Origin of the sequence: Candidatus Vesicomyosocius sp. SY067_SCS001, assembly GCF_014706615.1 — a bacterium.
In the GTDB taxonomy this organism is placed as follows: Bacteria; Pseudomonadota; Gammaproteobacteria; order PS1; family Pseudothioglobaceae; genus Ruthia.
In genome coordinates, this window is the sequence record NZ_CP054877.1 from 288,584 (window position 1) to 310,455 (window position 21,872).

The 21,872-nt window shown below is 30.6% G+C and carries 22 protein-coding genes; 10 read left to right on the top strand and 12 right to left on the bottom strand.

Going from position 1 to position 21,872, the window contains the following annotated elements:
• The first annotated feature begins 47 nt into the window (after positions 1–47).
• Positions 48–2,633: a DNA gyrase subunit A gene (gene gyrA / locus HUW60_RS01425; RefSeq protein WP_190600667.1), complete on the top strand. Its 2,586-nt coding sequence runs from the start codon at positions 48–50 to the stop codon at positions 2,631–2,633.
• 176 nt (positions 2,634–2,809) lie between these two features.
• On the opposite strand, the gene HUW60_RS01430 is transcribed toward gyrA, so the two are convergent.
• The 4 genes from HUW60_RS01430 to HUW60_RS05050 form a co-directional block, all read right to left on the bottom strand.
• Entirely contained in the window at positions 2,810–4,381 is a 1,572-nt protein-coding gene (locus HUW60_RS01430; RefSeq protein ID WP_190600668.1) for a peptide chain release factor 3, read from the bottom strand.
• A complete protein-coding gene (locus HUW60_RS01435) occupies positions 4,378–4,824 on the bottom strand; it encodes a deoxycytidylate deaminase (protein ID WP_190600669.1) in 447 nt (148 codons plus the stop codon). Before HUW60_RS01435 ends, HUW60_RS01430 begins: the two co-directional genes overlap by 4 nt.
• 2 nt (positions 4,825–4,826) lie before the next feature.
• The gene (gene mraY, locus HUW60_RS01440; protein ID WP_190600670.1) at positions 4,827–5,912 is read right to left on the bottom strand and encodes a phospho-N-acetylmuramoyl-pentapeptide-transferase; all 1,086 of its coding nucleotides are present in this window, start codon (positions 5,910–5,912) and stop codon (positions 4,827–4,829) included.
• 267 nt (positions 5,913–6,179) lie between these two features.
• Entirely contained in the window at positions 6,180–6,317 is a 138-nt protein-coding gene (locus tag HUW60_RS05050) for a hypothetical protein (RefSeq protein ID WP_370545349.1), read from the bottom strand.
• A 360-nt stretch (positions 6,318–6,677) separates the two neighbouring features.
• Here HUW60_RS05050 and HUW60_RS01450 point away from each other — a divergent pair, with 360 nt between their 5' ends.
• Positions 6,678–6,911 (top strand): YfhL family 4Fe-4S dicluster ferredoxin, encoded by a 234-nt coding sequence (locus HUW60_RS01450; protein WP_190600672.1) that lies wholly within the window; start codon positions 6,678–6,680, stop codon positions 6,909–6,911.
• Between the two features lie 292 nt (positions 6,912–7,203).
• Here the strand turns inward: HUW60_RS01450 and HUW60_RS01455 are convergent, their stop codons facing one another.
• Positions 7,204–8,313, bottom strand: coding sequence for a pyridoxal-phosphate-dependent aminotransferase family protein (locus tag HUW60_RS01455; protein ID WP_190600673.1), 1,110 nt, complete (start codon positions 8,311–8,313; stop codon positions 7,204–7,206).
• A gap of 51 nt (positions 8,314–8,364) precedes the next feature.
• On the opposite strand from HUW60_RS01455, the gene HUW60_RS01460 reads away from it, so the two are divergent.
• The 5 genes from HUW60_RS01460 to HUW60_RS01480 all read left to right on the top strand — a co-directional run bounded on the left by HUW60_RS01460 (position 8,365) and on the right by HUW60_RS01480 (position 14,561).
• Positions 8,365–9,795, top strand: a complete 1,431-nt coding sequence (locus tag HUW60_RS01460; protein ID WP_190600674.1) for an FAD-linked oxidase C-terminal domain-containing protein — start codon at positions 8,365–8,367, stop codon at positions 9,793–9,795.
• Positions 9,795–10,328, top strand: coding sequence for an FAD-binding protein (locus HUW60_RS01465; RefSeq protein WP_190600675.1), 534 nt, complete (start codon positions 9,795–9,797; stop codon positions 10,326–10,328). Before HUW60_RS01460 ends, HUW60_RS01465 begins: the two co-directional genes overlap by 1 nt.
• Positions 10,328–11,452 carry a glycolate oxidase subunit GlcF gene (glcF, locus tag HUW60_RS01470; protein WP_190600676.1) on the top strand — a complete coding sequence of 375 codons (1,125 nt, stop codon included), beginning with the start codon at positions 10,328–10,330 and terminating at the stop codon, positions 11,450–11,452. The genes HUW60_RS01465 and glcF overlap by 1 nt, the downstream gene beginning before the upstream one ends.
• A 25-nt stretch (positions 11,453–11,477) precedes the next feature.
• Complete coding sequence (rlmD, locus tag HUW60_RS01475; protein ID WP_190600677.1) at positions 11,478–12,797, top strand: 23S rRNA (uracil(1939)-C(5))-methyltransferase RlmD; 1,320 nt, start codon at positions 11,478–11,480, stop codon at positions 12,795–12,797.
• 1,482 nt (positions 12,798–14,279) lie between these two features.
• Positions 14,280–14,561 (top strand): hypothetical protein, encoded by a 282-nt coding sequence (locus HUW60_RS01480; protein WP_190600678.1) that lies wholly within the window; start codon positions 14,280–14,282, stop codon positions 14,559–14,561.
• 318 nt (positions 14,562–14,879) lie between these two features.
• Here the strand turns inward: HUW60_RS01480 and HUW60_RS01485 are convergent, their stop codons facing one another.
• The gene (locus HUW60_RS01485; RefSeq protein ID WP_190600679.1) at positions 14,880–17,030 is read right to left on the bottom strand and encodes a UvrD-helicase domain-containing protein; all 2,151 of its coding nucleotides are present in this window, start codon (positions 17,028–17,030) and stop codon (positions 14,880–14,882) included.
• Positions 17,031–17,149: 119 nt separating this feature from the next.
• On the opposite strand from HUW60_RS01485, the gene HUW60_RS01490 reads away from it, so the two are divergent.
• Together HUW60_RS01490 and HUW60_RS01495 are read left to right on the top strand one after the other, a co-directional pair.
• Positions 17,150–17,335 carry an Alvin_2107 family globule sulfur oxidation protein gene (locus HUW60_RS01490; RefSeq protein ID WP_011929699.1) on the top strand — a complete coding sequence of 62 codons (186 nt, stop codon included), beginning with the start codon at positions 17,150–17,152 and terminating at the stop codon, positions 17,333–17,335.
• Positions 17,336–17,339: 4 nt separating this feature from the next.
• A complete protein-coding gene (locus HUW60_RS01495) occupies positions 17,340–18,284 on the top strand; it encodes a KamA family radical SAM protein (protein ID WP_190600680.1) in 945 nt (314 codons plus the stop codon).
• Here HUW60_RS01495 and HUW60_RS01500 read toward each other — a convergent pair.
• Entirely contained in the window at positions 18,276–18,851 is a 576-nt protein-coding gene (locus HUW60_RS01500) for a TlpA family protein disulfide reductase (RefSeq protein WP_190600681.1), read from the bottom strand. The genes HUW60_RS01495 and HUW60_RS01500 overlap by 9 nt on opposite strands.
• Positions 18,852–18,864: 13 nt before the next feature.
• Between HUW60_RS01500 and arsC the strand changes: the two genes are divergently transcribed.
• Positions 18,865–19,212: an arsenate reductase (glutaredoxin) gene (gene arsC, locus HUW60_RS01505; RefSeq protein WP_190600682.1), complete on the top strand. Its 348-nt coding sequence runs from the start codon at positions 18,865–18,867 to the stop codon at positions 19,210–19,212.
• A 29-nt stretch (positions 19,213–19,241) separates the two neighbouring features.
• Here the strand turns inward: arsC and HUW60_RS01510 are convergent, their stop codons facing one another.
• The 5 genes from HUW60_RS01510 to HUW60_RS01530 are packed head-to-tail and all read right to left on the bottom strand — an operon-like array spanning position 19,242 to position 21,846.
• Complete coding sequence (locus tag HUW60_RS01510; protein ID WP_190600683.1) at positions 19,242–19,901, bottom strand: glutathione S-transferase family protein; 660 nt, start codon at positions 19,899–19,901, stop codon at positions 19,242–19,244.
• 25 nt (positions 19,902–19,926) lie between these two features.
• Entirely contained in the window at positions 19,927–20,157 is a 231-nt protein-coding gene (locus HUW60_RS01515; protein WP_190600684.1) for a hypothetical protein, read from the bottom strand.
• A gap of 1 nt (position 20,158) precedes the next feature.
• Positions 20,159–20,491, bottom strand: a complete 333-nt coding sequence (gene rsfS, locus HUW60_RS01520; RefSeq protein WP_190600685.1) for a ribosome silencing factor — start codon at positions 20,489–20,491, stop codon at positions 20,159–20,161.
• Positions 20,488–21,120 carry a nicotinate (nicotinamide) nucleotide adenylyltransferase gene (gene nadD, locus HUW60_RS01525; protein WP_190600686.1) on the bottom strand — a complete coding sequence of 211 codons (633 nt, stop codon included), beginning with the start codon at positions 21,118–21,120 and terminating at the stop codon, positions 20,488–20,490. The genes rsfS and nadD overlap by 4 nt, the downstream gene beginning before the upstream one ends.
• A gap of 3 nt (positions 21,121–21,123) precedes the next feature.
• Positions 21,124–21,846 carry an MBL fold metallo-hydrolase gene (locus HUW60_RS01530; protein ID WP_190600687.1) on the bottom strand — a complete coding sequence of 241 codons (723 nt, stop codon included), beginning with the start codon at positions 21,844–21,846 and terminating at the stop codon, positions 21,124–21,126.
• Positions 21,847–21,872 lie beyond the last annotated feature (26 nt).

Consider the following 21,872-nt stretch of genomic DNA (forward strand, 5'->3'; position numbering starts at 1 on the left):
TATTCAAATTTGTTAAAATATAGGAAATAAAAGAAGGTCTTTTTGTTATGTCTAAGTATACTGAGAATGCCACTAATTTTGAGTCAAATTTCCCAATAGTTACTATTGAGAGCGAGATGCGTAACTCTTATCTGGAATACGCAATGAGTGTTATTATTGGGCGTGCATTACCTGACGTTCGAGATGGACTTAAACCGGTTCATCGTCGTGTACTTTATGCTATGGATGTATTGGGTAATGACTATAATAAATCTTATAAGAAATCAGCTCGTATTGTTGGTGATGTAATTGGTAAGTATCATCCACATGGTGATACTGCTGTATATGATACTATTGTACGTATGGCGCAATCATTCTCAATGCGTAATATTTTAATTGATGGTCAGGGTAACTTTGGATCAGTTGATGGTGATTCAGCTGCTGCTATGCGTTATACAGAAATTCGTATGGCTAAACTTTCTCATGAGTTATTGCAAGATTTAGAAAAAGATACGGTTGATTTTATTGATAATTATGATGGGTCAGAGTCAGAGCCTTCAGTACTACCAGCACGTGTACCTAACCTTTTGGCTAATGGCTCATCAGGTATTGCAGTAGGGATGGCAACTAATATACCGCCCCATAATCTAAATGAAGTGATTGAAGCTTGTTTAAAAACTATTGACAATAAAGATATTACTATTGATGAGTTATTAGAAATAATGCCAGGTCCAGATTTTCCAACGGCAGGTATTATTAATGGTATAAGCGGTATTCGTGAGGCTTATGAAACTGGTAAAGGAAAAATTCATTTACGTTGTGTGTCTCATATTGAAGGAGAAGAGAAACTAAGTATTGTTGTGACTGAGTTGCCTTACCAGGTTAACAAAGCCAAGTTAATTGGGAAAATTGCAGAACTTGTTAAAGATAAGCGTATTGATGGTATTACTGGACTTCGTGATGAGTCTGATAAAGATGGAATGAGTATGGTTATTGAATTACGTCGTGGTGAAGTACCAGAAGTAATACTTAATAATTTGTATAAATTAACTGAAATGCAAACCGTATTTGGCATTAATATGGTGGCAATTGACAAGGGAATACCCAAGTTGATGACTTTAAAGGATATTTTAGAGGCATTTATTGCACATAGGCGCGATGTTGTGACTCGTCGTTCTATTTTTGATTTGAATAAAGCCAGAGATCGTGTACATTTATTAGAAGGGCTATCGGTTGCATTATACAATATTAATAACATTATTGAATTGATAAAATCTGCACCAAGTTCAATAGATGCAAGAGCAACATTAATAGCCAAGACTTGGCGAAGTTCAGTGATTATAGAATTAGTTGGTAATCGCGATATGGCAATGTTTAAGCCAGAAAACTTACCAAAAGAGCTGGGTTTACAAATGAGCGGTGATTATCAATTATCACAAAAACAAGCGCAAGCTATTTTAGATTTAAAACTTCATCGTTTAACAGGATTCGAAAAAGATAAAATTTTTGATGAATTTAATGAATTGCTAGAGCATATTAAATATTTACTAGATATTTTACAAACCCCTGAAAGACTTATGCAAGTTATTTGTGAAGAGTTAATAGATATTCAAAGCAACTATGGTAATGCTCGTATGACACAAATTTTAGAACATAATATTGATTTAACACTTGAAGATTTAATTGTCCAAGAAGAACGTGTGGTTACTTTGTCCCATGGTGGTTATGTAAAAGCGCAATCTTTAAGTGATTATCAGGCACAATGTCGTGGTGGTAAGGGTAAATCAGCTACTAAAGTAAAAGATGAAGATTTTGTTGATCAACTATTTATTGCTAATTCTCATGATATAGTTTTGTGCTTTTCATCTTTGGGTAAGGTATACTGGCTTAAGGTTTATGAATTGCCAATGGCATCGCGTATGTCGCGTGGTAAGCCGATTATTAATTTATTACCACTAGAAAAAGAAGAAATAATTAATGCTATTTTGCCAGTCTTAAAGTTTGATGAAAATCATTTTGTCTTTATGGCAACCAGTAGTGGCACCTGTAAGAAAACAGCACTTACTAATTTTTCAAAACCACGTAAAAGTGGTATTATTGCTATTGAATTAAGAAATAATGACCAACTTATTGGTGTAGAAATCACCTCAGGTGAGCACGATATCATGCTATTCTCAGCTAATGGAAAATCTATTCGATTTAAAGAATCAGATGTACGTATTGTAGGGCGAACTGCTATCGGTGTACGAGGTATTAAATTAATAGATAGCGATAAAGTAGTGTCTCTTATTGTTACTAATCAAGACAGTCCAGTTCTGACAGCAACTGAAAAAGGTTTTGGTAAACGTACGCATCTTAATGAATATCGTGTTCAATCAAGAGGTGGTTTAGGTGTTATTTCTATTAAAACTTCAGATAGAAATGGTAAGATTATTGGAGCTATTCAAGTGACCAATGAAGATGAAATGATGTTAATTTCTAACAAAGGTATTTTAGTTCGTACTAGAGCATCTGATGTTTCTATTATTGGTCGTAACACTCAAGGTGTGATATTGATTAATATTTCTAAAGGTGAAAAATTAGTTTCTATTGCAAAGGTTATTGAAACAGAAGATGATAAATCTGAATCTAAAAGTAAAAATTACGTAAAATAATAATTTTAACTGTTGTCAAAATGTTCTGTTTTTGACTAAAAGTAACTACACATAATTTTTTACTTTGTTAGTTTCATGCAAATAAACTCATGTGCTAATTCTAGTTGGACTAATGATTATTGTTACTTTCTACATTTTTTGATTAGTTTGCCAATTCCGTTGTTAAATAACAACATTTAATGTTCTCTGGTTGCTGAAAAAACTAAGTTAGAATGGCGTTCTATGGTTAATTGTAAGTTGACGTTAGATGGTGCAAGATAAGTAAGCATGCCTTTTGCGTCAACAGCAATATTATTACCAGCTTTGATCTTAAGTTCCTCTATATCCTTGTTATCACCTGTTATCCAACGTGCTGTTACAATGTTAACAGTTTTAAATTGACAATGAACATCATATTCATATTTTAAACGGTGTACTACCACATCAAATTGTAAAACACCAATTGCACCAAGAATTTGTGATGAGTTTACAATTGGGCGAAATACTTGGGTTGCGCCTTCTTCTGAAAGCTGATTTAAACCCTTTTTAAAGGCTTTAGCTTTGAGTGGATCTTTAAGTTGGGCTATTTTAAAAATCTCTGGTGCAAAGTTGGGAATACCCTGAAAAGTGAGTTTTTCCCCTTGAGTAAATGTATCACCAATGCTAATGCTACCATGGTTATGAATGCCAATCACATCTCCAGCGTAAGCTACTTCTGTCAGAGTTCGTTTGTGCGACATAAATGTAACTGCATTATTAATTTTTATTTGTTTATTGGTTGCTACTTGTAGGACTTTTATACCTTTTTTATATTGTCCACTAACTATACGCATAAAAGCAAGACGGTCATGATGTTTTGGGTTCATATTAGCTTGAATTTTAAAGATAAAGCCGGTTAGATGAGTTTCATTTGGTGTGACTTTACGAATATTTGACTCTCTGTTTTGTGGCTTAGGTGCATATTTGATAAAACTATCAAGTAAATTTTGAATACCAAAGTTTGAAATAGCTGAGCCAAAAAATATTGGTGTTTGTCTACCAGCTAGAAATTTATCTAAATCAAATGGAGTTGTAGTTTCATGAATAAGTTCAATTTCTTCACGAATTTTATTCGTTATATTTTTTCCTAAAATTTCATCAAGTTGAGAATTGTTAATACCGTTGATAGTAATATTTTCACTAATTTCAGAATTCTTTCCTGTTCTATATAGATAAACTTTATCCTCAAGTAGATGGATAACTCCTTTTAAACGCTTACCCATACCAATTGGCCAAGTGATGGGAGCACATTCGATATTAAGCATGGTTTCTATTTCATCTAGCAAATCAATTGGTTCCTTACCTTCTCTATCTAGTTTATTGATAAACGTTAAAATTGGAGTGTTGCGTAAACGACACACTCTCATAAGCTTGATAGTTCGCATTTCCACACCTTTGGCTATATCAATAACCATTAGTGCTGAATCTACTGCTGTAAGAGTGCGATAGGTGTCTTCAGAAAAGTCTTCATGTCCTGGCGTGTCTAATAAATTGATTATATGATTGCCATACTCAAATTGCATTATAGATGAGGTAATGGAAATGCCTCTTTCTTTTTCTATTTCCATCCAATCAGATGTTGCATGAGTTTTGGCTTTTCTTGATTTGATACTGCCGGCTGTTTTAATTACACCTGCGTATAACAACAGTTTTTCTGTGATGGTAGTTTTACCAGCATCAGGGTGAGAAATAATGGCAAAAGTTCGACGTTTGGATATTTCGCTTATCATATTTTAATGATCATTTTAATGCCAGTTTCATTAAACATTTCTTGCGAAAGTCTAACACTTTGATTCCAATGATTTAATTCTTTTGAATTCTTAATCACTACTCTTTTAATACCAACTTGAATAATGCCTTTGGCACATTCTGAACAGATAGGTAATCCGTAAACATATAAAGTTGCTCTATCAAGTGAGGTACCGGAGTATGTGGCATTATAAATGGCATTCATTTCTGCATGAACTACTAATTTGTACTTAATTTCTCTATCATTATAGCGTTCATCAGTATCATGAATTCCTCGTGGAAATCCATTAAATCCCTGAGAAAGTACCTCTTTTTTACGGCCAACGGTAATTGCACCTACTTGTGTAGAAGGATCTTTTGACCAGGTAGAAACTTTTTTTGCTAGTGATAAGTAACGTTCGTCCCATTTGTCCAATATGTCCATATTTAATGTATTTTAATTGATGCTAAACCAATTAGTACTAGGATTAAAGTAACTATCCAAAAACGCACAATAATTTTTGGTTCAGAGATATTTTGTTTTTCAAAGTGGTGGTGAAGTGGTGTCATTAGGAAAATGCGCTTTTTATATCGTTTGTAGTAGCCTACTTGAATAATCACGGATAAGGTTTCGGCCACAAACACCCCTCCCATAATAAATAGTAAAATTTCTTGGCGAATCAGAATGGCAATTACTGCTAAAATTGCACCTAAAGATAATGATCCTATGTCACCCATAAATATTTCAGCAGGATAGGTATTAAACCATAAAAATCCCAAGCTTGAACCAATGAGTGCTGCACAAATAATAAATAATTCGTTGATACCTGGTATATACGGCATATTAAGGTAATTTGAAAAGTTATAATGACCACTAAAATAAGCAAAAATAGCCAATGCACCTAATATGAGCACAACTGACATAATGGCAAGCCCGTCCAAACCATCAGTTAAATTAACTGCATTAGAACTTCCAACAATGACAAAATATGATAATATTAAAAAATCAAAAATACTTAATGGTAATATTATATCATTAAAAAATGGGATAAGCAATTGGGGGTGAGTAGTTTTTTGAGAAATTAATATTATCCAAGTGCTAATCATAATAGCACTTAATGATTGAGTTAAAAACTTTATTGAAGAACTTAACCCATTTGATGATTTATACTTCATTTTAAGATAATCATCCGTAAAGCCAATTGCACCAAATATGATAGAAGTGACAATAATAACCCATAGATAGATATTAGACCAATCACCCCAAATCAAAATACTAACTATAAATGCAAATAAAATTAATACACCACCCATGGTTGGTGTACCTGCTTTGATTAAATGTGATTTAGGGCCATCAGTCCTAATGACTTGACTAATGTGGTGTTGTTGTAATCTTTTAATAAAAATATGACCCAATATAAGACTAATAAACAAGGCACTTAGCATGGCTAGTAAAGCCCTAATAGTTAAGTAGGTTAAGACGTTAAATTTTGTATCAAACTGAGTAATAAAGTTGATTAATTTTAAAAACATAAAATTTAGCGAATATCGTTAATTGATAACAATTTTAACTTAAAAATTAAAATAGCATTTTGTAGAAGAGTATCATCTCTGCTATTGCTATAGATTTTGGCTAAAGAAGATAATAATAATTTGCTTTTTGTCCTTGATTAATTTACAGTACTTCATTATCAATAAGCTGGATAATGGTGCTATAATTTGTAGTAAACAGCAGTGATGTATTGGGTTTAATATTTATTCTATTATTCAAATCAATAGATAAAGTAATTTTGATTAAATCTACTTTTTTTGTTTATTTTCTTTACTTATTTGCTTTATTTTAATCAAATATCCTGCTTTTACTAGATTTGTATTTAGATAATTTTGATTATAAACTATATCCAATTTTATCATTTTTGTATTACCTTGATGAATCATAAAATTATAAATCACCCGATAAAATTTTAAGCCATTATAAAAAGATATTTCAGTTTGGATATTTGAGTATTTTTCGTCCTTGTACTAAACCCACAAAATTAATCATTGCTAGTGGTGATTTTTATAACTCAAGTTTGACAATAATATCTTCTTAATTGTTGTGTAAATTTGGATATAGACTCTTTTCTAATTTAGCTTGCGATGGTAATGAAATAATTAATATTAATATTAATAGATGCATTACATAAACCAATATGGCTGATGAAAACCAATTACGTTACCTAATCTAATTAAAAAAGATACCAATAATACAGTAAAATATAGCTTAAATATATTATTGCAACAGACTAGGAGAAGGCTATGTCTTTACTGATTACAGATGAATGTATTAATTGTGATGTTTGTGAACCAGAATGCCCTAATGATGCTATTTATATGGGTGATGAAATTTATGAAATTGATGGTAATAAATGTACAGAATGCAAGGGTCATTTTGATGAGCCTCAATGTGTTGAAGTTTGTCCAGTTGATTGTTGTTTATCTGATCCTAATCGCGTTGAAACTGAAGAGGAATTATTGACAAAGATAAAATAGTGAAAATTATCTATTCTTAATTGATTTATTATAAAAATTTAATACATAAGTTAATCAAATCTAAACTTATATTTTTTATTTTTTTAGTTAGGCCTCCTATGTTAGGACCAACTTTTTCTGTTAAACCTGTACAATATAACCTTTTGTTCTTTAATATCAGATTTATTTTTATTTTTAAAAAATGAAGTTTTTGAATTTAACTAACGTATTGTTGTTTAATTAGAATTATTTATTAACTAGTTTTACTTTTCCCACATTGAATAAATGTAAATATAATTTACTTTCCTATTTTCTATAAAATTTCTTTAAGTGCTGATAAACATAAAACAATATTTTCTTTTCTTGAGGAAAAGCCCATTAAACCAATACGCCAAATTTTACCAGTATAAGAACCAAGGCCTGCACTAATTTCAAGATTATAATCATTAAGTAGGATGGCGCGAATTTTTTTGTCATCATAACCTTTAGGTATAAGTACAGAATTTAATTGTGGTAATCGGTCTTTTTTGTTTACTAAGAAGTTAATATCCATTGCCTCTAAACCATTTTTTAATAGTTCATGATTTTTTTTATGGCGTACCCAAGAATTCTCAATGCCTTCTTCTAATATCATTACCAATGATTCGTGTAATCCGTATAACATGTTAACAGGTGCAGTATGATGATAAGTGCGTTTACTGCCTCCGTTCCAATAGTTCATGATTAAATTAAGGTCTAGAAACCAGCTATTAACAGTTGTTTTTCGTGTGTGGAGTTTTTGAATAGCACGCTCATTAAAGCTAATAAGTGAAATACCTGGCATGGCAGATAAACATTTTTGCGTGCCTGAATAAATTGCATCAATCTCCCATTCGTCAACATACAAATCAGTACCCCCTAAAGAAGTAACTGCATCCACAATAGTGATACAGCCATACTGGTGTGCAAGTTTACATAAGGTTTTAGCATCAGATTGAGCACCTGTTGAAGTTTCAGCGTGTACAAAAGCAACAATATTGGCATTTGGGTTATTTTTTAAAGCGTGTTCTAGCTTGTCAGTACTGACTGCTTCACCCCAATTATCTTTAACAATAATTGCCTCACCTCCTAAGCGAGTCACATTCTCTTTCATACGCATACCAAACAGGCCATTAATACAAACAATCACTTTATCGTTAGGCTCGACTAAATTAGTGAAGCAAGCTTCCATTCCAGCTGAACCAGGTGCTGATATAGGCATGGTTAATTTATTATCGGTTTTAAAGATAGTTTTTAAGCCTTCTTTGATTTCATCCATCATAGTTATAAAAACAGGATCAAGATGTCCAATAGTAGGCCTTGCCATAGCGGATAAGATTCTTGGATGTACATCAGAAGGACCTGATCCCATGAGAGTTCTTACTGGTGGATTAAATGATTGCATAATTCTTTTTTTCTTTAATAAATTTAAAGAAACTATTATAATTGCTTATATATGACAATTGTTAATCAATTATCTCGTGCCCTTCCTAAAGGTATTGTACTTACGTCTAACGAAAATACACGCCCATTTGAATGCGATGGTCTAAGTATATATAGGCAAAAGCCTTTGGCGGTAGTATTGCCAGATGATGTTATGCAAATTAAGCAAGTATTAAAAATTTGCAAGATTAATAACATACCAGTTGTAACACGGGGCGCAGGGACAGGTTTATCGGGCGGGGCGATGCCACTTGAAAAATCTATTGTGTTAGGGCTGTCTAAATTAAATAAGGTGAAATTAATTGATGTTGAAAATCAATTAGCTGTGGTTGAGCCAGGTGTAAGGAATATTGCTATTAGTGAAGCAGTGACACAGCATGGGTTGTATTATGCTCCAGATCCATCTAGCCAAATTGCTTGTACAATTGGTGGGAATGTGTCAGAAAATTCTGGCGGAGTGCATTGTTTAAAATATGGGTTAACAGTACATAATGTTGAAGCAATTAGAATGTTAACTATCGATGGTGATGAATTAATATTATCTTGTCAAGATGATGGATTGGGACTTTTGGCACTAATGAATGGCTCTGAAGGTTTGTTAGGTGTTATTACTGAAGTTACAGTTAAGCTCACGCCAAATCCTGCATTTGTCAAGATGGTAATGGCAGGGTTTGACTCTGTTCGAGATTGTGCTGATGCAATTACTAATATTATTAAGGCAGGTATTATTCCTGCTGGGTTAGAAATGATGGACAGTTTTGCCATTAAGGCAGCTGAAGGATTTGTTCAAGTGGGTTATCCGCTAGATGCTAAGGCATTATTGCTTTGTGAACTTGATGGTATACAGACGCAAGTTCAATTAGAACTTGATAATGTGTTAAAAATTTTATCAGGCGCATCAACTTTAAAAGTATCTGAAAGTGAAGAAGAACGACTTAATTTTTGGAAAGGACGTAAGTCTGCTTTTTCTGCATTAGGTACACTATCTCCTGATTATTATTGTATGGACGGTACTATTCCGCGTCGTCATTTGGCAGATATGTTGGAAAAAATTCACAAGTTGAGCAATAAATATCAGCTTAGAGTTGCTAATGTTTTTCACGCTGGTGATGGTAATTTACATCCACTTATTTTATATGATGCTAATGTGATAGGAGAGTTAGAAAGGACTGAAGAATTCGGCACTGAAATCTTAAAACTTAGTGTGGATATGGGAGGTACAATTACGGGTGAGCATGGCGTCGGTGTAGAAAAATTAAATGCCATGTGTTATCAATTTAACATGCAAGAATTAGAAATTTTTCACAAAATTAAACAAGTTTTTGATGAGAATTTATTACTTAATCCTGGTAAGGCAGTACCAGAATTACATCGCTGTGCTGAGTTGGGAGCGATGCATGTACATCATGGTGAATTGGCACACCCAGAACTAGAGCGTTTTTAATGGATTCTAGACTTCAACAGTTACAAACTTTAGTTAAGGAATCTAGTAGTTTACATATTAAAAGTACATTGCTAGATTATTCTGGTATTGTGGAATATTATGCTGAAGATTTGGTAATTAGTGTTAAAGCAGGAACATCAATTGCACAGATTAAAAAACAACTTAAAAAAAATAATCAAGTCTTATCTTTTTATACTGATAATGATAATATAAGCATTGGAGCTGCTTATGCTCAAGGAGCTCAAGATTTGTCAGATTGTGTGTTAGGTGTGAAGATTATTGACGGTACTGGGGCGTATTTAAATTTTGGTGGTCAGGTGATAAAAAACGTTGCAGGTTATGATGTGGCACGTTTATTAGTTGGTTCAAAAGGAAAGTTGGCTTTAATTATGCAAATTAGCTTTAAGATAATGCCAGCTACTTATGTTAATCAATTAACCCCACCTGTTAAGTGTAAAAATAATTCAGTATTACATCAACAGATTGAGAAAAAATTAAAACAAGTTTTTGATCCTAGAGGGATTTTTAACTAATGCAAACGATAAAAATCAGTAATATAGAAGCTAATAACATTATTAGAAAATGTGTACATTGTGGATTTTGCTTGGCTACTTGCCCGACTTATCAATTGTTAGGTAATGAATTAGACTCGCCTCGTGGACGTATTTATTTGATTAAATCGGCTTTAGAAAATCATTATTTTTCTAAGCAAAGCATTGTTCATTTAGATCGTTGTTTAACGTGTAGGTCATGTGAAACTACTTGTCCATCAGGAGTGGAATACGTTAAATTAGTAAATATTGGACGTAAGCTTGTAGAACAAAAACGTCCACTTTGGCAGAAAGTATATAGATATTTTATCCGCCAATTTTTAACTACTCCTATTTTATTTAATCCAATTGGATTTATTTTTAGGCATTCTCAAATCAAAGGAAAACCTATTAAACCTTTTATAAAAATTGGTACGGTTTTATTATTAGGAGGTTGTGTGCAACCTATTCTTGCGCCTAATATTAACCATAGTATTAAAAATATTCTAGCAAAATTAGGCTATGAAACTATAGAAACCCCACAAAAACAATGTTGCGGGGCTATTGACCAACATTTAAGCGTTAATCATGATGCTCTGATTCAAATTAAGCAAAATATTGATGCTTGGCTTAAAGTTAAGGCTGAGATAATTATTGCTAGTGCTAGTGGTTGTGGATTAATGGTTAAAGATTACGTATCCATGTTTGAAAGACTAGACCCTTATTATCAAAAAGCACAATATATTGTTAATAAAACAAAAGATATTGCTGAATTTTTATCAGATAAAAATTTAAATCAGCTTAATTTAGAAAAGGTTAATATTATTTATCATGAACCTTGTACATTACAACACGGTCAACAATTAGGAGGGTTGGTTAGTTCTATTTTAAATTCACTTGGTTATCAACAAACTCCTGTTGTTGATTCGCATTTATGTTGCGGTTCTGCAGGTACGTATTCAATTTTTCATCCAAAATTATCACAACAATTAAGAACTAACAAGTTAAAACATTTACAAATAGCCAAACCCCAAATGATAGTTACTGCAAATATTGGTTGTTTAATTCATCTGCAAAAAGAAGTAAAAATCCCTGTTAAACATTGGGTAGAATTATTAGACAATTAGGTTTAATAGATTGATATAAATACCTATGAGAAGAAGAAGAAAATTAGAGCCTAAAACTTATGAGTTAAATATAGAGTCATTTTCTCATGAGGGGAGAGGTATTGCACATTTTGAAAACAAAGTAATTTTTGTAAATGATGCGTTACCGGGTGAATTAGTGATTGCTAATCGTACATTTTCATGTGCAAAATTTGAAGAGGCTGATGCTAAAGAAATATTAAAACCAGCAGACAATAGAATAAAACCAAAGTGTGATGTATTTGGTATTTGTGGTGGTTGTTCATTTCAGAACTTATCTAGCAAAGACCAGATACAAATTAAAAGTAGATGGCTAAAAAAGGTATTTGCCAAGCAGTCTAAAGTTGAACCGAAAAATTGGTTAAAATCTCTTCAATTCCAAAGTTGGGGTTATCGTCGTAAAGCTAGACTAGGTATTCGATATGTGTCTAAAAAAGACAAGGTATTGATTGGGTTTAGAGAAAGAAAATCTTCATTCATCACTAATATGAGTCGTTGTGAGGTGTTGCATCCATCAATAGGGGAACATCTTGAAGTACTTGCTAATTGTGTTGAAAGACTTAGTATTAAATCTAGTATTCCGCAATTTGAAGTGGTAATTTCTGAGAGTGGTATAGCACTTATTTTAAGACATCTTGAATCTTTGAGCATAAAAGATGAAAAAATATTAGCAGACTGTGCTCAAGAATTGAATATTACTTTTTATACCCAAAGTGGTGGTTTAGATAGTATAAAGCCATTAGATGAACCTGTTGTACTAACGTATTCACATTCTAATCATAATATTATTATGGAATTTTTACCTACTGATTTTGTTCAAGTAAACTTTAAACTTAATCAACAAATGGTTAGTCTAGCAGTAGAATTACTTGAACTTAATGAATTTGATAAGGTGATTGATTTATTCTGCGGTTTGGGTAATTTCACCTTGCCAATTGCAAGATATGCTAAATATGTAGTGGGTATTGAAGGTGATTTAGGATTGGTTGAAAGGGCAAAGTATAATGCTGAAAAAAATAGCATTAATAATGTTGATTTTTATAAGTCAGATTTATGTAAAGAAGTGGTAGGTTTTGAATGGTTTAAAGGAAAGAATTATAATAAAGCATTGATTGATCCATCTAGATCTGGTGCAATTGAAATTGTAGAATTGCTACCTAAATTAGGCGTAACAAGATTGGTATATGTATCATGTAATCCTGCAACGTTGGCTCGTGATACGATTAAGTTAATTGAACTTGGGTTTACTCTTGAAACAGCAGGGGTGATAGACATGTTTCCTCAAACTTCTCATGTGGAATCTATTGCTTTATTTGTTAAACGATAAACATTAATATCAACATTCAAATTTTGGATTTTTACTAAAATAATGTCTTGTATAAATATTACTAAATTTTAATTTTAATCGACGGTATGATATAGTTAGTAGTTGTCAATTAGATGTTTAAAATTAGTGAAAACATTGGTAATAATTAAAAATTAGGTATTATACTTATTGCTAGAATACGAATAGGTAAAATTTATTTAAAATAATCATTTAATAAACAAGCTAGTAGAGACTGGATATTAATTTGAATTTAATGGCTTGATAATCCTGATTGTGAATTCTAATAAGAATGAATTTTATTGCTTTTATAAAATATTTTATTAGTGAGAAAGACTACAATTTAGAGTGTGAAATTATTTTAATTTGTTACAACAATAATTTTTGTTAAAATAATTTAGGAAAATATTTAATTGAGTATGGTTTATCAATATGACATATGCCTATTATCAGCGATATTAGAAATAATCTTAAACGTGATAATGTGAATAACTGTAACTGTAACTGTAACTGTAACTGTAACTGTAATTATAATAGTATATTTTGATTGTAATGTTAGGTGAGTAAAATATTAAATACTTATTTAGATAAAAAAATGTTGTTTATTTTTTTAAATGGTATTATTGCTAGTAGGTATACATGTGTGATTATAGGATTTAGTAATAACTTTGTTAATATAAAGATATTCGTGAAGTTAATAAAAATTCGTTGATTGCTGTTGATTACGAAGGTGGATGAGTATAGTGTTTGAGGTAAGGATTTATCTATTTACTAGCTATTGAAAGATTGGGATTATTGTATAATAAAAATCTAAATATAGCTATAAATAAAGTATTTCCCTGTGGTTTTGTATTGGCATATGAATTACTAGATATTGGCATAGATTTTTCTTTTGTATCTGTGTTAGATGTTAATTAGGATACCTGCTAAGTAATTGTTTATAGAGCTTTTCATTTTAATTATGATGTATTATAAAATTAGCAGGTAGGTTTAATTAATGGAATGCATAAAGCGTAGCATGAAGTATGTTAGTGAGTATTTTCTATGGTATGAATTTGTTATAGTAGATTTACACTTAACTTTTGCCAGTAGATAATAGTGGTCTATGAATGATTCATTATGAGATGTAACTCTTTTAAAGAGTAAGTTAATTATGGGCTTGATTAACTTATGCTTATTCATGTTGTTTATATTCAAGTAAATAATAACTCTGTAGGGTTTCAGTTAAATGAATTAAGGAGATTATGTATAATCAGTTTAAGTGTGTAGGTATTATTTTTAGTGATGATTTGTCTATGCAAGGTATATGTTTTATAGAATAAAAACATTATTGGATAGTGGTTGTGATTTTAGTGCTTATATGTAATCATCTAGAATTAGTTATGCAACTTATTGATAAAAATTACAATCAATATAAGGTTTTTATAAATTTAAAACTGATAAAATAAAATATCAGAAACATTTAGTAAAAATTAGAGATTTATTGTGAACAATGATAATATACAAAAATTCGAAATTAGGCTTTTAGCTGTAGTTAGAAAAACCCTCATTGCTGTTGCTAAAGATACTATCACTCGGCCAGGATTAAAACATCCGCTTAGTAAAGTAACACAAGAAATGATAACTGATTGTTTAGATATTGTAACTAGTAGACAAATTGCTATTGAAAAATCCTCAGGTATGCATACTAATATGAAACCGATTTATACCGATAAGCAAGCGGTGCAAAGTTTTTCAATTGATGATTTAAAGAAAACCTTAAATTAAACAGTTTATTTTGGTAAATTTATATAGGTTTTGATTTTATTAAATCACATGAATTATATTCAAATCAATAGAAAGGAATTATGTTATAACTAACTAATAAGTTTCTACTTTATTAAAATTGATTTATCATTATTTTTTGATTTCTTATATGATAGAACGGTATAGGCTAGATAAATATGGTGTTAATTTATCCACATTCTAACTACCTTAAAGAGGTATCTAATTTTATAATAATAATTTAATTTTTTAGTCAGTTGGTTGGCTTTGTTTCTAGATGAGTATCAAAAAAGTTATAGTGTAACAAGGTGAGTTGTTCAATTATATAAATTCTAAATTTGCATATGAACTAATCAACCATTTTATATCGCCTGTTTGTTTAAATTTTATCTGTATTCTGGAACTATCCCCTTGTCCTTCGAAATTTAATACTGTTCCTAATCCGAATTTGGTATGGTTAACTAAAGCACCAATATGTAATTGATTATCAGATTTAGTTATAATACTTTGACTAAAAATATTATCATTATTGTAATTTTTTATTGTTATACTAAATTTAACTTTAATCCTATTTAAATATTCACCTGGGATCTCGTTTAGGAAACGTGAAGGATCAGTGTGCAAAAAATGTCCGTGTAAAAATCGTTTTATGGTGTAAGATAGTGATAATTTTTTCATGGCACGGGTCATGCCAACGTAGCATAATCGTCTTTCTTCATCTATTAAATGTAGTTTATCTTTGCTTTTCCAGGGGAATAAACCTTCTTCCATGCCACTTAAGAATACATAAGGAAATTCTAAGCCTTTAGCTGAATGCATAGTCATAAGTTGTACACTTTGATTAATAAATGCATTAGTATTACTGCTAGAATCTATTGATGCTAAAGAAATAAACCCTATTACTTCATTCATATCATTATTCTGTTTATATTGTTTAGCTGCAGTTATTAACTCTTCTAGATTTTCTTTTTTGTTGCTAGTTTTATTATTAGAATAATGCGCCATTAATCCTGATATATTAAGTAAGTTTATTATTTTCTCAGATAAATCTAAGTTCTTAGTATCATCTTTCATTTTTTCAATTAGGTTGGTAAATCCATTTAATGCATTCGCAGTACGAGTTGATAGTGTAGATGATACTTGTATGGTTGCTTGAAAAAGACTGACATGGTTATTTTGTGCAAATGTACGTATTTTGTTAACTGTTTTTTTCCCAATACCACGAGTTGGGAAATTAACCACACGTTCAAAGGCAAGATTATCATCTGAGTTTTCTATTAAACGCAAATAACCTAAAGCGTATTTAATTTCAGCACGTTCAAAAAATTTTAAACCACCATAAATAATATAAGGAATATTGTATTTTATGAGCGCTTCTTCAAAGACACGAGATTGGGTATTAAGGCGATACAGAATAGCACAATCATTGGGTAATGATCCATTAGTGATTAATTTCTGAATGCTACTGACGACATAGTTTGCTTCATCTATTTCAGTTTGCGCTTCATATACATCAATTAATTCACCATCATTAGCATTAGTCCAAAGAGATTTACCCATACGGCTGGTATTATGAGAAATCAAGGCGTTAGAAGCCGTTAGAATATTATTTGTTGAACGATAATTCTGTTCTAAACGGATAGTTTTAATAGGAGCGAAATCTGTACATAATTTAGTAATATTTTCAATATTTGCACCGCGCCATCCATAAATAGATTGGTCATCATCACCCACACAGAATACTTTATTGTTACCACTAAATAATAATTTAATCCATTTGTATTGGATCGTGTTAGTGTCTTGAAATTCATCAATTAAAATGTGCTTAAAGCGATCTTTATAATGATTAAGTAAGGTTACGTTATTTTTTAATAACTCATAACTACGTATCAGTAGTTCTGCAAAATCAATCAAGTTATTTGATTTACAGTGTACTTCATAAAGTTCAAATACTTTAAGACTTTTTTTAATAAAATAGTTGTAACTAGAGTCAATATCCTGTAGGCGAATACCTTTGTTTTTTTGATTATTAATAAACTGCTGAATCTTTTTAATAGAAAATTTAGATTCGTCAATATTATTTTCTTTCATGAGGTTTTTGATAATGCGTATTTGGTCTTGTGCGTCTAGGATTTGAAAGCTAGAAGTTAATTGGGCTTGTTCATAATGAATACGTAATAATCGGTGTGCCAAGCTATGAAATGTTCCAGTCCACATACTTGTAATAGGGCACCTTAATAGCATACTTAATCTTTCACACATTTCAGTAGCGGCTTTATTGGTAAAAGTAACGGCTAGAATAGCATTAATGTGAACATCTTTTTGTGTGATTAAGTAAGCAATTCTATGTATGAGAACTTTGGTTTTACCACTTCCAGCACCTGCTAGTATTAAAGCGTTTTTTTCATTATTTAGTGTAACTGATTGGCATTGTTTGTCATTTAGACCATTTGTTATTTCAGATAAATTCATTATTTTTTTTCTTGTTTTATGGGGTTAAATGGTTATAATATTATCCTTCTCTTATGTCATTGAGAAATGAGTTGGCATAAGTAAATAAAATTATAAACATTATTTAAGGAGTGTCAATAATGACTTACTATGCAGGCGTTAAAAAAATGGAAGAAATGGGTGTAAATGATAATTATATACAAGGTTGGGTAGCTGGTTTTTTAAATAATCCAGAAATTGAAGAGCAAAGAATCACTAATGAGTGGAAATCAGGTTATGAAGATGGTAAAGAACACACAGACGTTAATTTTATAAATTTTTGCTAAATGTATGGAGAATAACTGGCAATATTATGCTAGATATGCTCTTAAAGGCGCTAATAAAAGTAACGTTTTTTTTAAGACAAAGATGTTTAAAGACCGTAATTTTCCTATTAAAATTCCCTTAGAATTTGCACGATTAATTGATAAAAGAAATAAGGATGATCCTTTACTAAAACAAGTCATCACTCCAAAAACTTTATCAAAAAGTACAAGTTTTAGTTTATCACCACTAGAAGATGAAAAATACTCTCCTGTGGCTGGACTGATACACAAATATCCAAATAGAGTGTTATTAATTGCATCGCAAGTGTGTGCGATTCATTGTCAATATTGTTTTAGGCAAAACTTCAATTATGTTGAGCATGATGCTATTAGCAATTGGGTTGAGATTCAAAATTATATTATTAACGATGTAAAAATTAATGAAGTAATATTAAGTGGTGGTGATCCGTTAAGTTTGAGTGATGATAAACTTGCGACATTAGTTGATAATATTGCACATATTGCACATATCAAAACACTACGTGTTCATACGCGTAGTGCTGTTGTAGAACCTAGTAGAATAACTAGAAAATTAGTAGAAATATTTAATCAATCAAGATTAAATATTGTGATAGTATTACATATAAATCACGCACAAGAATTATCTGTGCAATTTGCACAAAAAATCATAGAATTAACTCGTGTTACTTTGCTCAGTCAGTCAGTCTTATTAAGAGGTGTGAATGATTCAATAGAAGTATTGACTGAACTTTGCTTGAGTTTATTTGATTTAGGGATATTACCCTATTATTTACATATGTTAGATAAAGTTAAAGGTGCACAGGATTTCTTAGTTAAAGATGACTATGCTATTCAATTACATCAACAATTAAAGAGCAACTTAAGTGGGTATTTAGTCCCTAAGTTAGTGCGTGATAGTGGCAGTTATTCTAAAGATTGGCTACTTTGAAATGGCTTTTTCTAAATCTTTCATGTTCATCTCACCTATTTGGTAATCAACTAAATTACCATTTGGCCCGTAAATATAGGTTGTTGGCATACCAATTATTTCGCCAAATTCTTTAAACTGAGTTCTATTTTTATCATCAAAAAGGATAATAGGGTAATTTACCATGAATGTATCAGTAAACTCCATAATAGCTATTTCATCGGCTTGCTCATAGTTAAGCCCTAGAATAAGGATTCTATCTTTGTTCTTTTCATAAAATTTAACAAAAGTTGGAATTTCTTTTAAACAGGGTGGGCACCAAGTTGCCCAAAAGTTAATTACTAAGTATTTTCCTTTGGTGGATTTATTAGTGTATATATTGTCATCAAGATCGGTTAGAGAAAAATTAGGAACTTTGATCTTTTTTTCTTCTTGCCATATATCATTAGTAGACCTTACAATATTATTAATATTGATTGCTTGAGCAATATTTAAAGTTACAAATAGTAAGTATATAAAGCTAAATTTAATAATTTTATTGCTAAATTGAAATAGGTAATTTGTAGGTATAATGGAATTTTTTGTCATATTTTGTTTAGTTATGAGTATAATCATTTATCATAATCCAAATTGTTCTAAATCAAGAACAACATTAGCTATTTTAGAACAAAAAAATGTTGATTTTAAAATAATTAAATATTTAGAAAATCCACCAACTAGAAATGAACTCAAGCAATTATTAATCGATTTAAATCTTGAAGCTAGATTATTAATACGCAAAGATGAACTTGAATATAAAGAAAAAAGTCTAGACGATAAGGATTTAACTGAAGATCAATTAATTAGTGCCATGGTTAAAACACCAAAATTAATTGAAAGACCTATTGTAAGAACAAGCAAAGGGGTTGTGATTGGCCGCCCACCTGAAAATATTTTATCCATTCTTTGAAGCCGAATAAGACTTATTTATAGAAGTCCTTAGTCAATAAATAAGGTTGATATATGACCTTTACGTGCTTCAATATTAGAATAGTAAACATCATCTAAGTTTTTAATCACTGAATTTTTAACTATATCTACTTGTAATAAGTTTTTACTCCATGCCCTTAGGTTTGTAAGCCTGTCAAACGATAAAGTGTTGTTGGTAAATTTATTAATCCATCTTAGACGCATAAATATTGGCGCAAAGGTAGCATCAATGATTGAAAAATCACCGCCATTAAAAAATTGGCTATTATTTTTAACAGTTTCAATTTTGCTAAGTTTATTAAATAAAGATTTTTTTGATGTGTAGAATTTTTCCTTATCACCTGTGATCACATCAAATAGATCATCAAATAGAGTTGATGAAAACTGAATCCATGAACGATTTTTAGCCTTTTGAATAGGGTCAATAGGATGTAGATTGGTTTTGCTAATATCATTAATAAATTCATTAATTACAGAGGATTCAAAGATGATTTTATCATTTGCTTTTAATAATGGCACTTTTCCAGTTGGGGAAATTTGTTTAAACCAGTTAGGTAGGTTTATCGAGTTGATATAATTTAATTCAAAAGTAAGTTTTTGCTTATTTAACAGAATAATAGCACACTGTGCAAATGGACAAAGTTTAAAGCTAATCAGTTCTAGTTTCATAATTATTTGAATGGTTATTGTGTTATTATCTATGATAAGGGTGATTAATTGGCAATGAATAGGCGCAATAATTTTTTTCAGGACTAGTAGAAGATATTAAATTAGAGTCTATTGTAGCTTTAATAAATAACTTGCTTTTTAATTCTTTAATTTGTTTATTGTTTTTTTCTTTGCGTTTTTGTGTTTTAAAAGCAATCAAGTTGAATTTAAGTGAAGCAGGTAATTTTTCTTGATAATGATAAAGTTTTGTCTTCATATTAAGTGTTTTTCAACTCTGACCAAAGTTTTTCTAATTTGTAAAATTCTCTAGTTTTTTCTGTCATAATATGCACTACAATCTCTAATAAGTCTATTAATACCCAATGTCCAGTTTCATTGCCTTCAATACCTAATATTTTTATATTAAGACGCTTGGCTTCAATTTTAATATTATTAGCAATATTACGTATGTGTTGAATAGATTTTCCTGTGGTAATAATAATGGTTTCATTATCGGTATTTTGTTCTAAAATATTTAAATTAATGGTATTTTTACCATTTAGTTCTTTAATGATGTTATTAATAACTTCTAATTGTTGCTTTAAATTCATAAGACACTAATATAATTAATGATAGATTCTGGCAGAAGTCCAGATAAATTCTTTTGACTATTTATTTTACCGTGAATAGCACTTGAAGAAATATTAAGCATTTGATTATTTGCAAAAAAGATAAATCCTGTTTTTTGTTTTGTTAAATCATTGATTGTATCAGTTAATCTAAAGCCATATTTTTTTTGATGCGTTAAGACACCAGGCCTGGACATTATTACTAGGTGACAATATTGATAAAAATTTTGAAATTCTTCCCAACTGCTAAGTGTGTTAAAACTATCCATCCCCATGATTAAACAAATAGAATTATTTTGATATTTTGATTGTATGCATTTGAGTGAGTTAATAGTGTAAGAGTTTCTATTTTGCTTAACTTCTCTATTATCTATTAAGAGTGTATTAAATTCTTTAATAGCTAAATGCAACATATCCATACGTTGATTAATACTAAAATTAAGTTTCTTTTTATGTACGGGTTTAGCACAAGGCATTAAAAATAATTTAGATAATCTAAGTTTAATTTTAAGTTGAGTAGCATTTTTTAGATGTCCGTAATGGATTGGATCAAATGATCCACCAAAAAAACCAATTATTTTAAACAACTTAGAATGCAAACTTTTTTGCAATACTCATAATATATCCTTAATTTCTGCTTGGGTTAGTGGACCTGTAGGATAAGGAATTTTTCCTTGTTGCATGCTATTTACGTAATTAATAAAGTCATCTTCGTTGTCAAGTAATAGGAAAGCATTTCCTTGTTTTTGCTCACCCATTGTTGTGTTAATTTTTGAGCCGTAGTCATGTCCACAATGTAGCATAACATCATTATCAATATATTTGAGTTTTTTCATGGAGTAGAATAATTCTTTAATATTACCACCAGGTAATGAACAATGTCCTGCTCCGTAAACAAACAAAGTATCGCCAGCAATAATATGTCTATCTAATAAATAACAAATACCACCAGCACTATGTCCTGGTGTATTAATAATTTTAGCTGTTGTATTGCCAATAAGAATAGTGTCGTTGTTTTCAACTGTCTCAGGTAAATTATTAATCTGTAAATAAGGAATTTCATTAATACCTACTGTTATTCTAGCGCCCGTTGCTTCTACAATTTCATCAACGGCATTGGTATGGTCAAAATGCCAATGAGTTAGCCAAATATCAGTGAGTGTATAGCCTTTATCGTGTATTCTTTGAATAAACAATGGTGCATTCCATGCTGGATCAACAATGGCACAGGTTTTTGTACTATGATCAAAGATAAAGTGAATAGAATCTTTTAAAATACCAATATGATAGAGAATTTCTAGTGTATAAGTTTTTTCTTTAAAAGTTTGTATATTCATATTATTATTTTAACAAAAAATGTCTT

Coding starts and splice junctions, on each gene's coding strand:
- HUW60_RS01495 (WP_190600680.1), top strand. CDS start 17,340: ATGGAGAATAACTGGCAATATTATGCTAGATATGCTCTTAAAGGCGCT.
- HUW60_RS01460 (WP_190600674.1), top strand. CDS start 8,365: ATGACAATTGTTAATCAATTATCTCGTGCCCTTCCTAAAGGTATTGTA.
- arsC (WP_190600682.1), top strand. CDS start 18,865: ATGAGTATAATCATTTATCATAATCCAAATTGTTCTAAATCAAGAACA.
- HUW60_RS01510 (WP_190600683.1), bottom strand. CDS start 19,901: ATGAAACTAGAACTGATTAGCTTTAAACTTTGTCCATTTGCACAGTGT.
- HUW60_RS01485 (WP_190600679.1), bottom strand. CDS start 17,030: ATGAATTTATCTGAAATAACAAATGGTCTAAATGACAAACAATGCCAA.
- rlmD (WP_190600677.1), top strand. CDS start 11,478: ATGAGAAGAAGAAGAAAATTAGAGCCTAAAACTTATGAGTTAAATATA.
- HUW60_RS01450 (WP_190600672.1), top strand. CDS start 6,678: ATGTCTTTACTGATTACAGATGAATGTATTAATTGTGATGTTTGTGAA.
- HUW60_RS01455 (WP_190600673.1), bottom strand. CDS start 8,313: ATGCAATCATTTAATCCACCAGTAAGAACTCTCATGGGATCAGGTCCT.
- HUW60_RS01530 (WP_190600687.1), bottom strand. CDS start 21,846: ATGAATATACAAACTTTTAAAGAAAAAACTTATACACTAGAAATTCTC.
- HUW60_RS01515 (WP_190600684.1), bottom strand. CDS start 20,157: ATGAAGACAAAACTTTATCATTATCAAGAAAAATTACCTGCTTCACTT.
- HUW60_RS01500 (WP_190600681.1), bottom strand. CDS start 18,851: ATGACAAAAAATTCCATTATACCTACAAATTACCTATTTCAATTTAGC.
- HUW60_RS01430 (WP_190600668.1), bottom strand. CDS start 4,381: ATGATAAGCGAAATATCCAAACGTCGAACTTTTGCCATTATTTCTCAC.
- HUW60_RS05050 (WP_370545349.1), bottom strand. CDS start 6,317: ATGATTCATCAAGGTAATACAAAAATGATAAAATTGGATATAGTTTAT.
- HUW60_RS01465 (WP_190600675.1), top strand. CDS start 9,795: ATGGATTCTAGACTTCAACAGTTACAAACTTTAGTTAAGGAATCTAGT.
- mraY (WP_190600670.1), bottom strand. CDS start 5,912: ATGTTTTTAAAATTAATCAACTTTATTACTCAGTTTGATACAAAATTT.
- glcF (WP_190600676.1), top strand. CDS start 10,328: ATGCAAACGATAAAAATCAGTAATATAGAAGCTAATAACATTATTAGA.
- gyrA (WP_190600667.1), top strand. CDS start 48: ATGTCTAAGTATACTGAGAATGCCACTAATTTTGAGTCAAATTTCCCA.
- HUW60_RS01435 (WP_190600669.1), bottom strand. CDS start 4,824: ATGGACATATTGGACAAATGGGACGAACGTTACTTATCACTAGCAAAA.
- HUW60_RS01490 (WP_011929699.1), top strand. CDS start 17,150: ATGACTTACTATGCAGGCGTTAAAAAAATGGAAGAAATGGGTGTAAAT.
- rsfS (WP_190600685.1), bottom strand. CDS start 20,491: ATGAATTTAAAGCAACAATTAGAAGTTATTAATAACATCATTAAAGAA.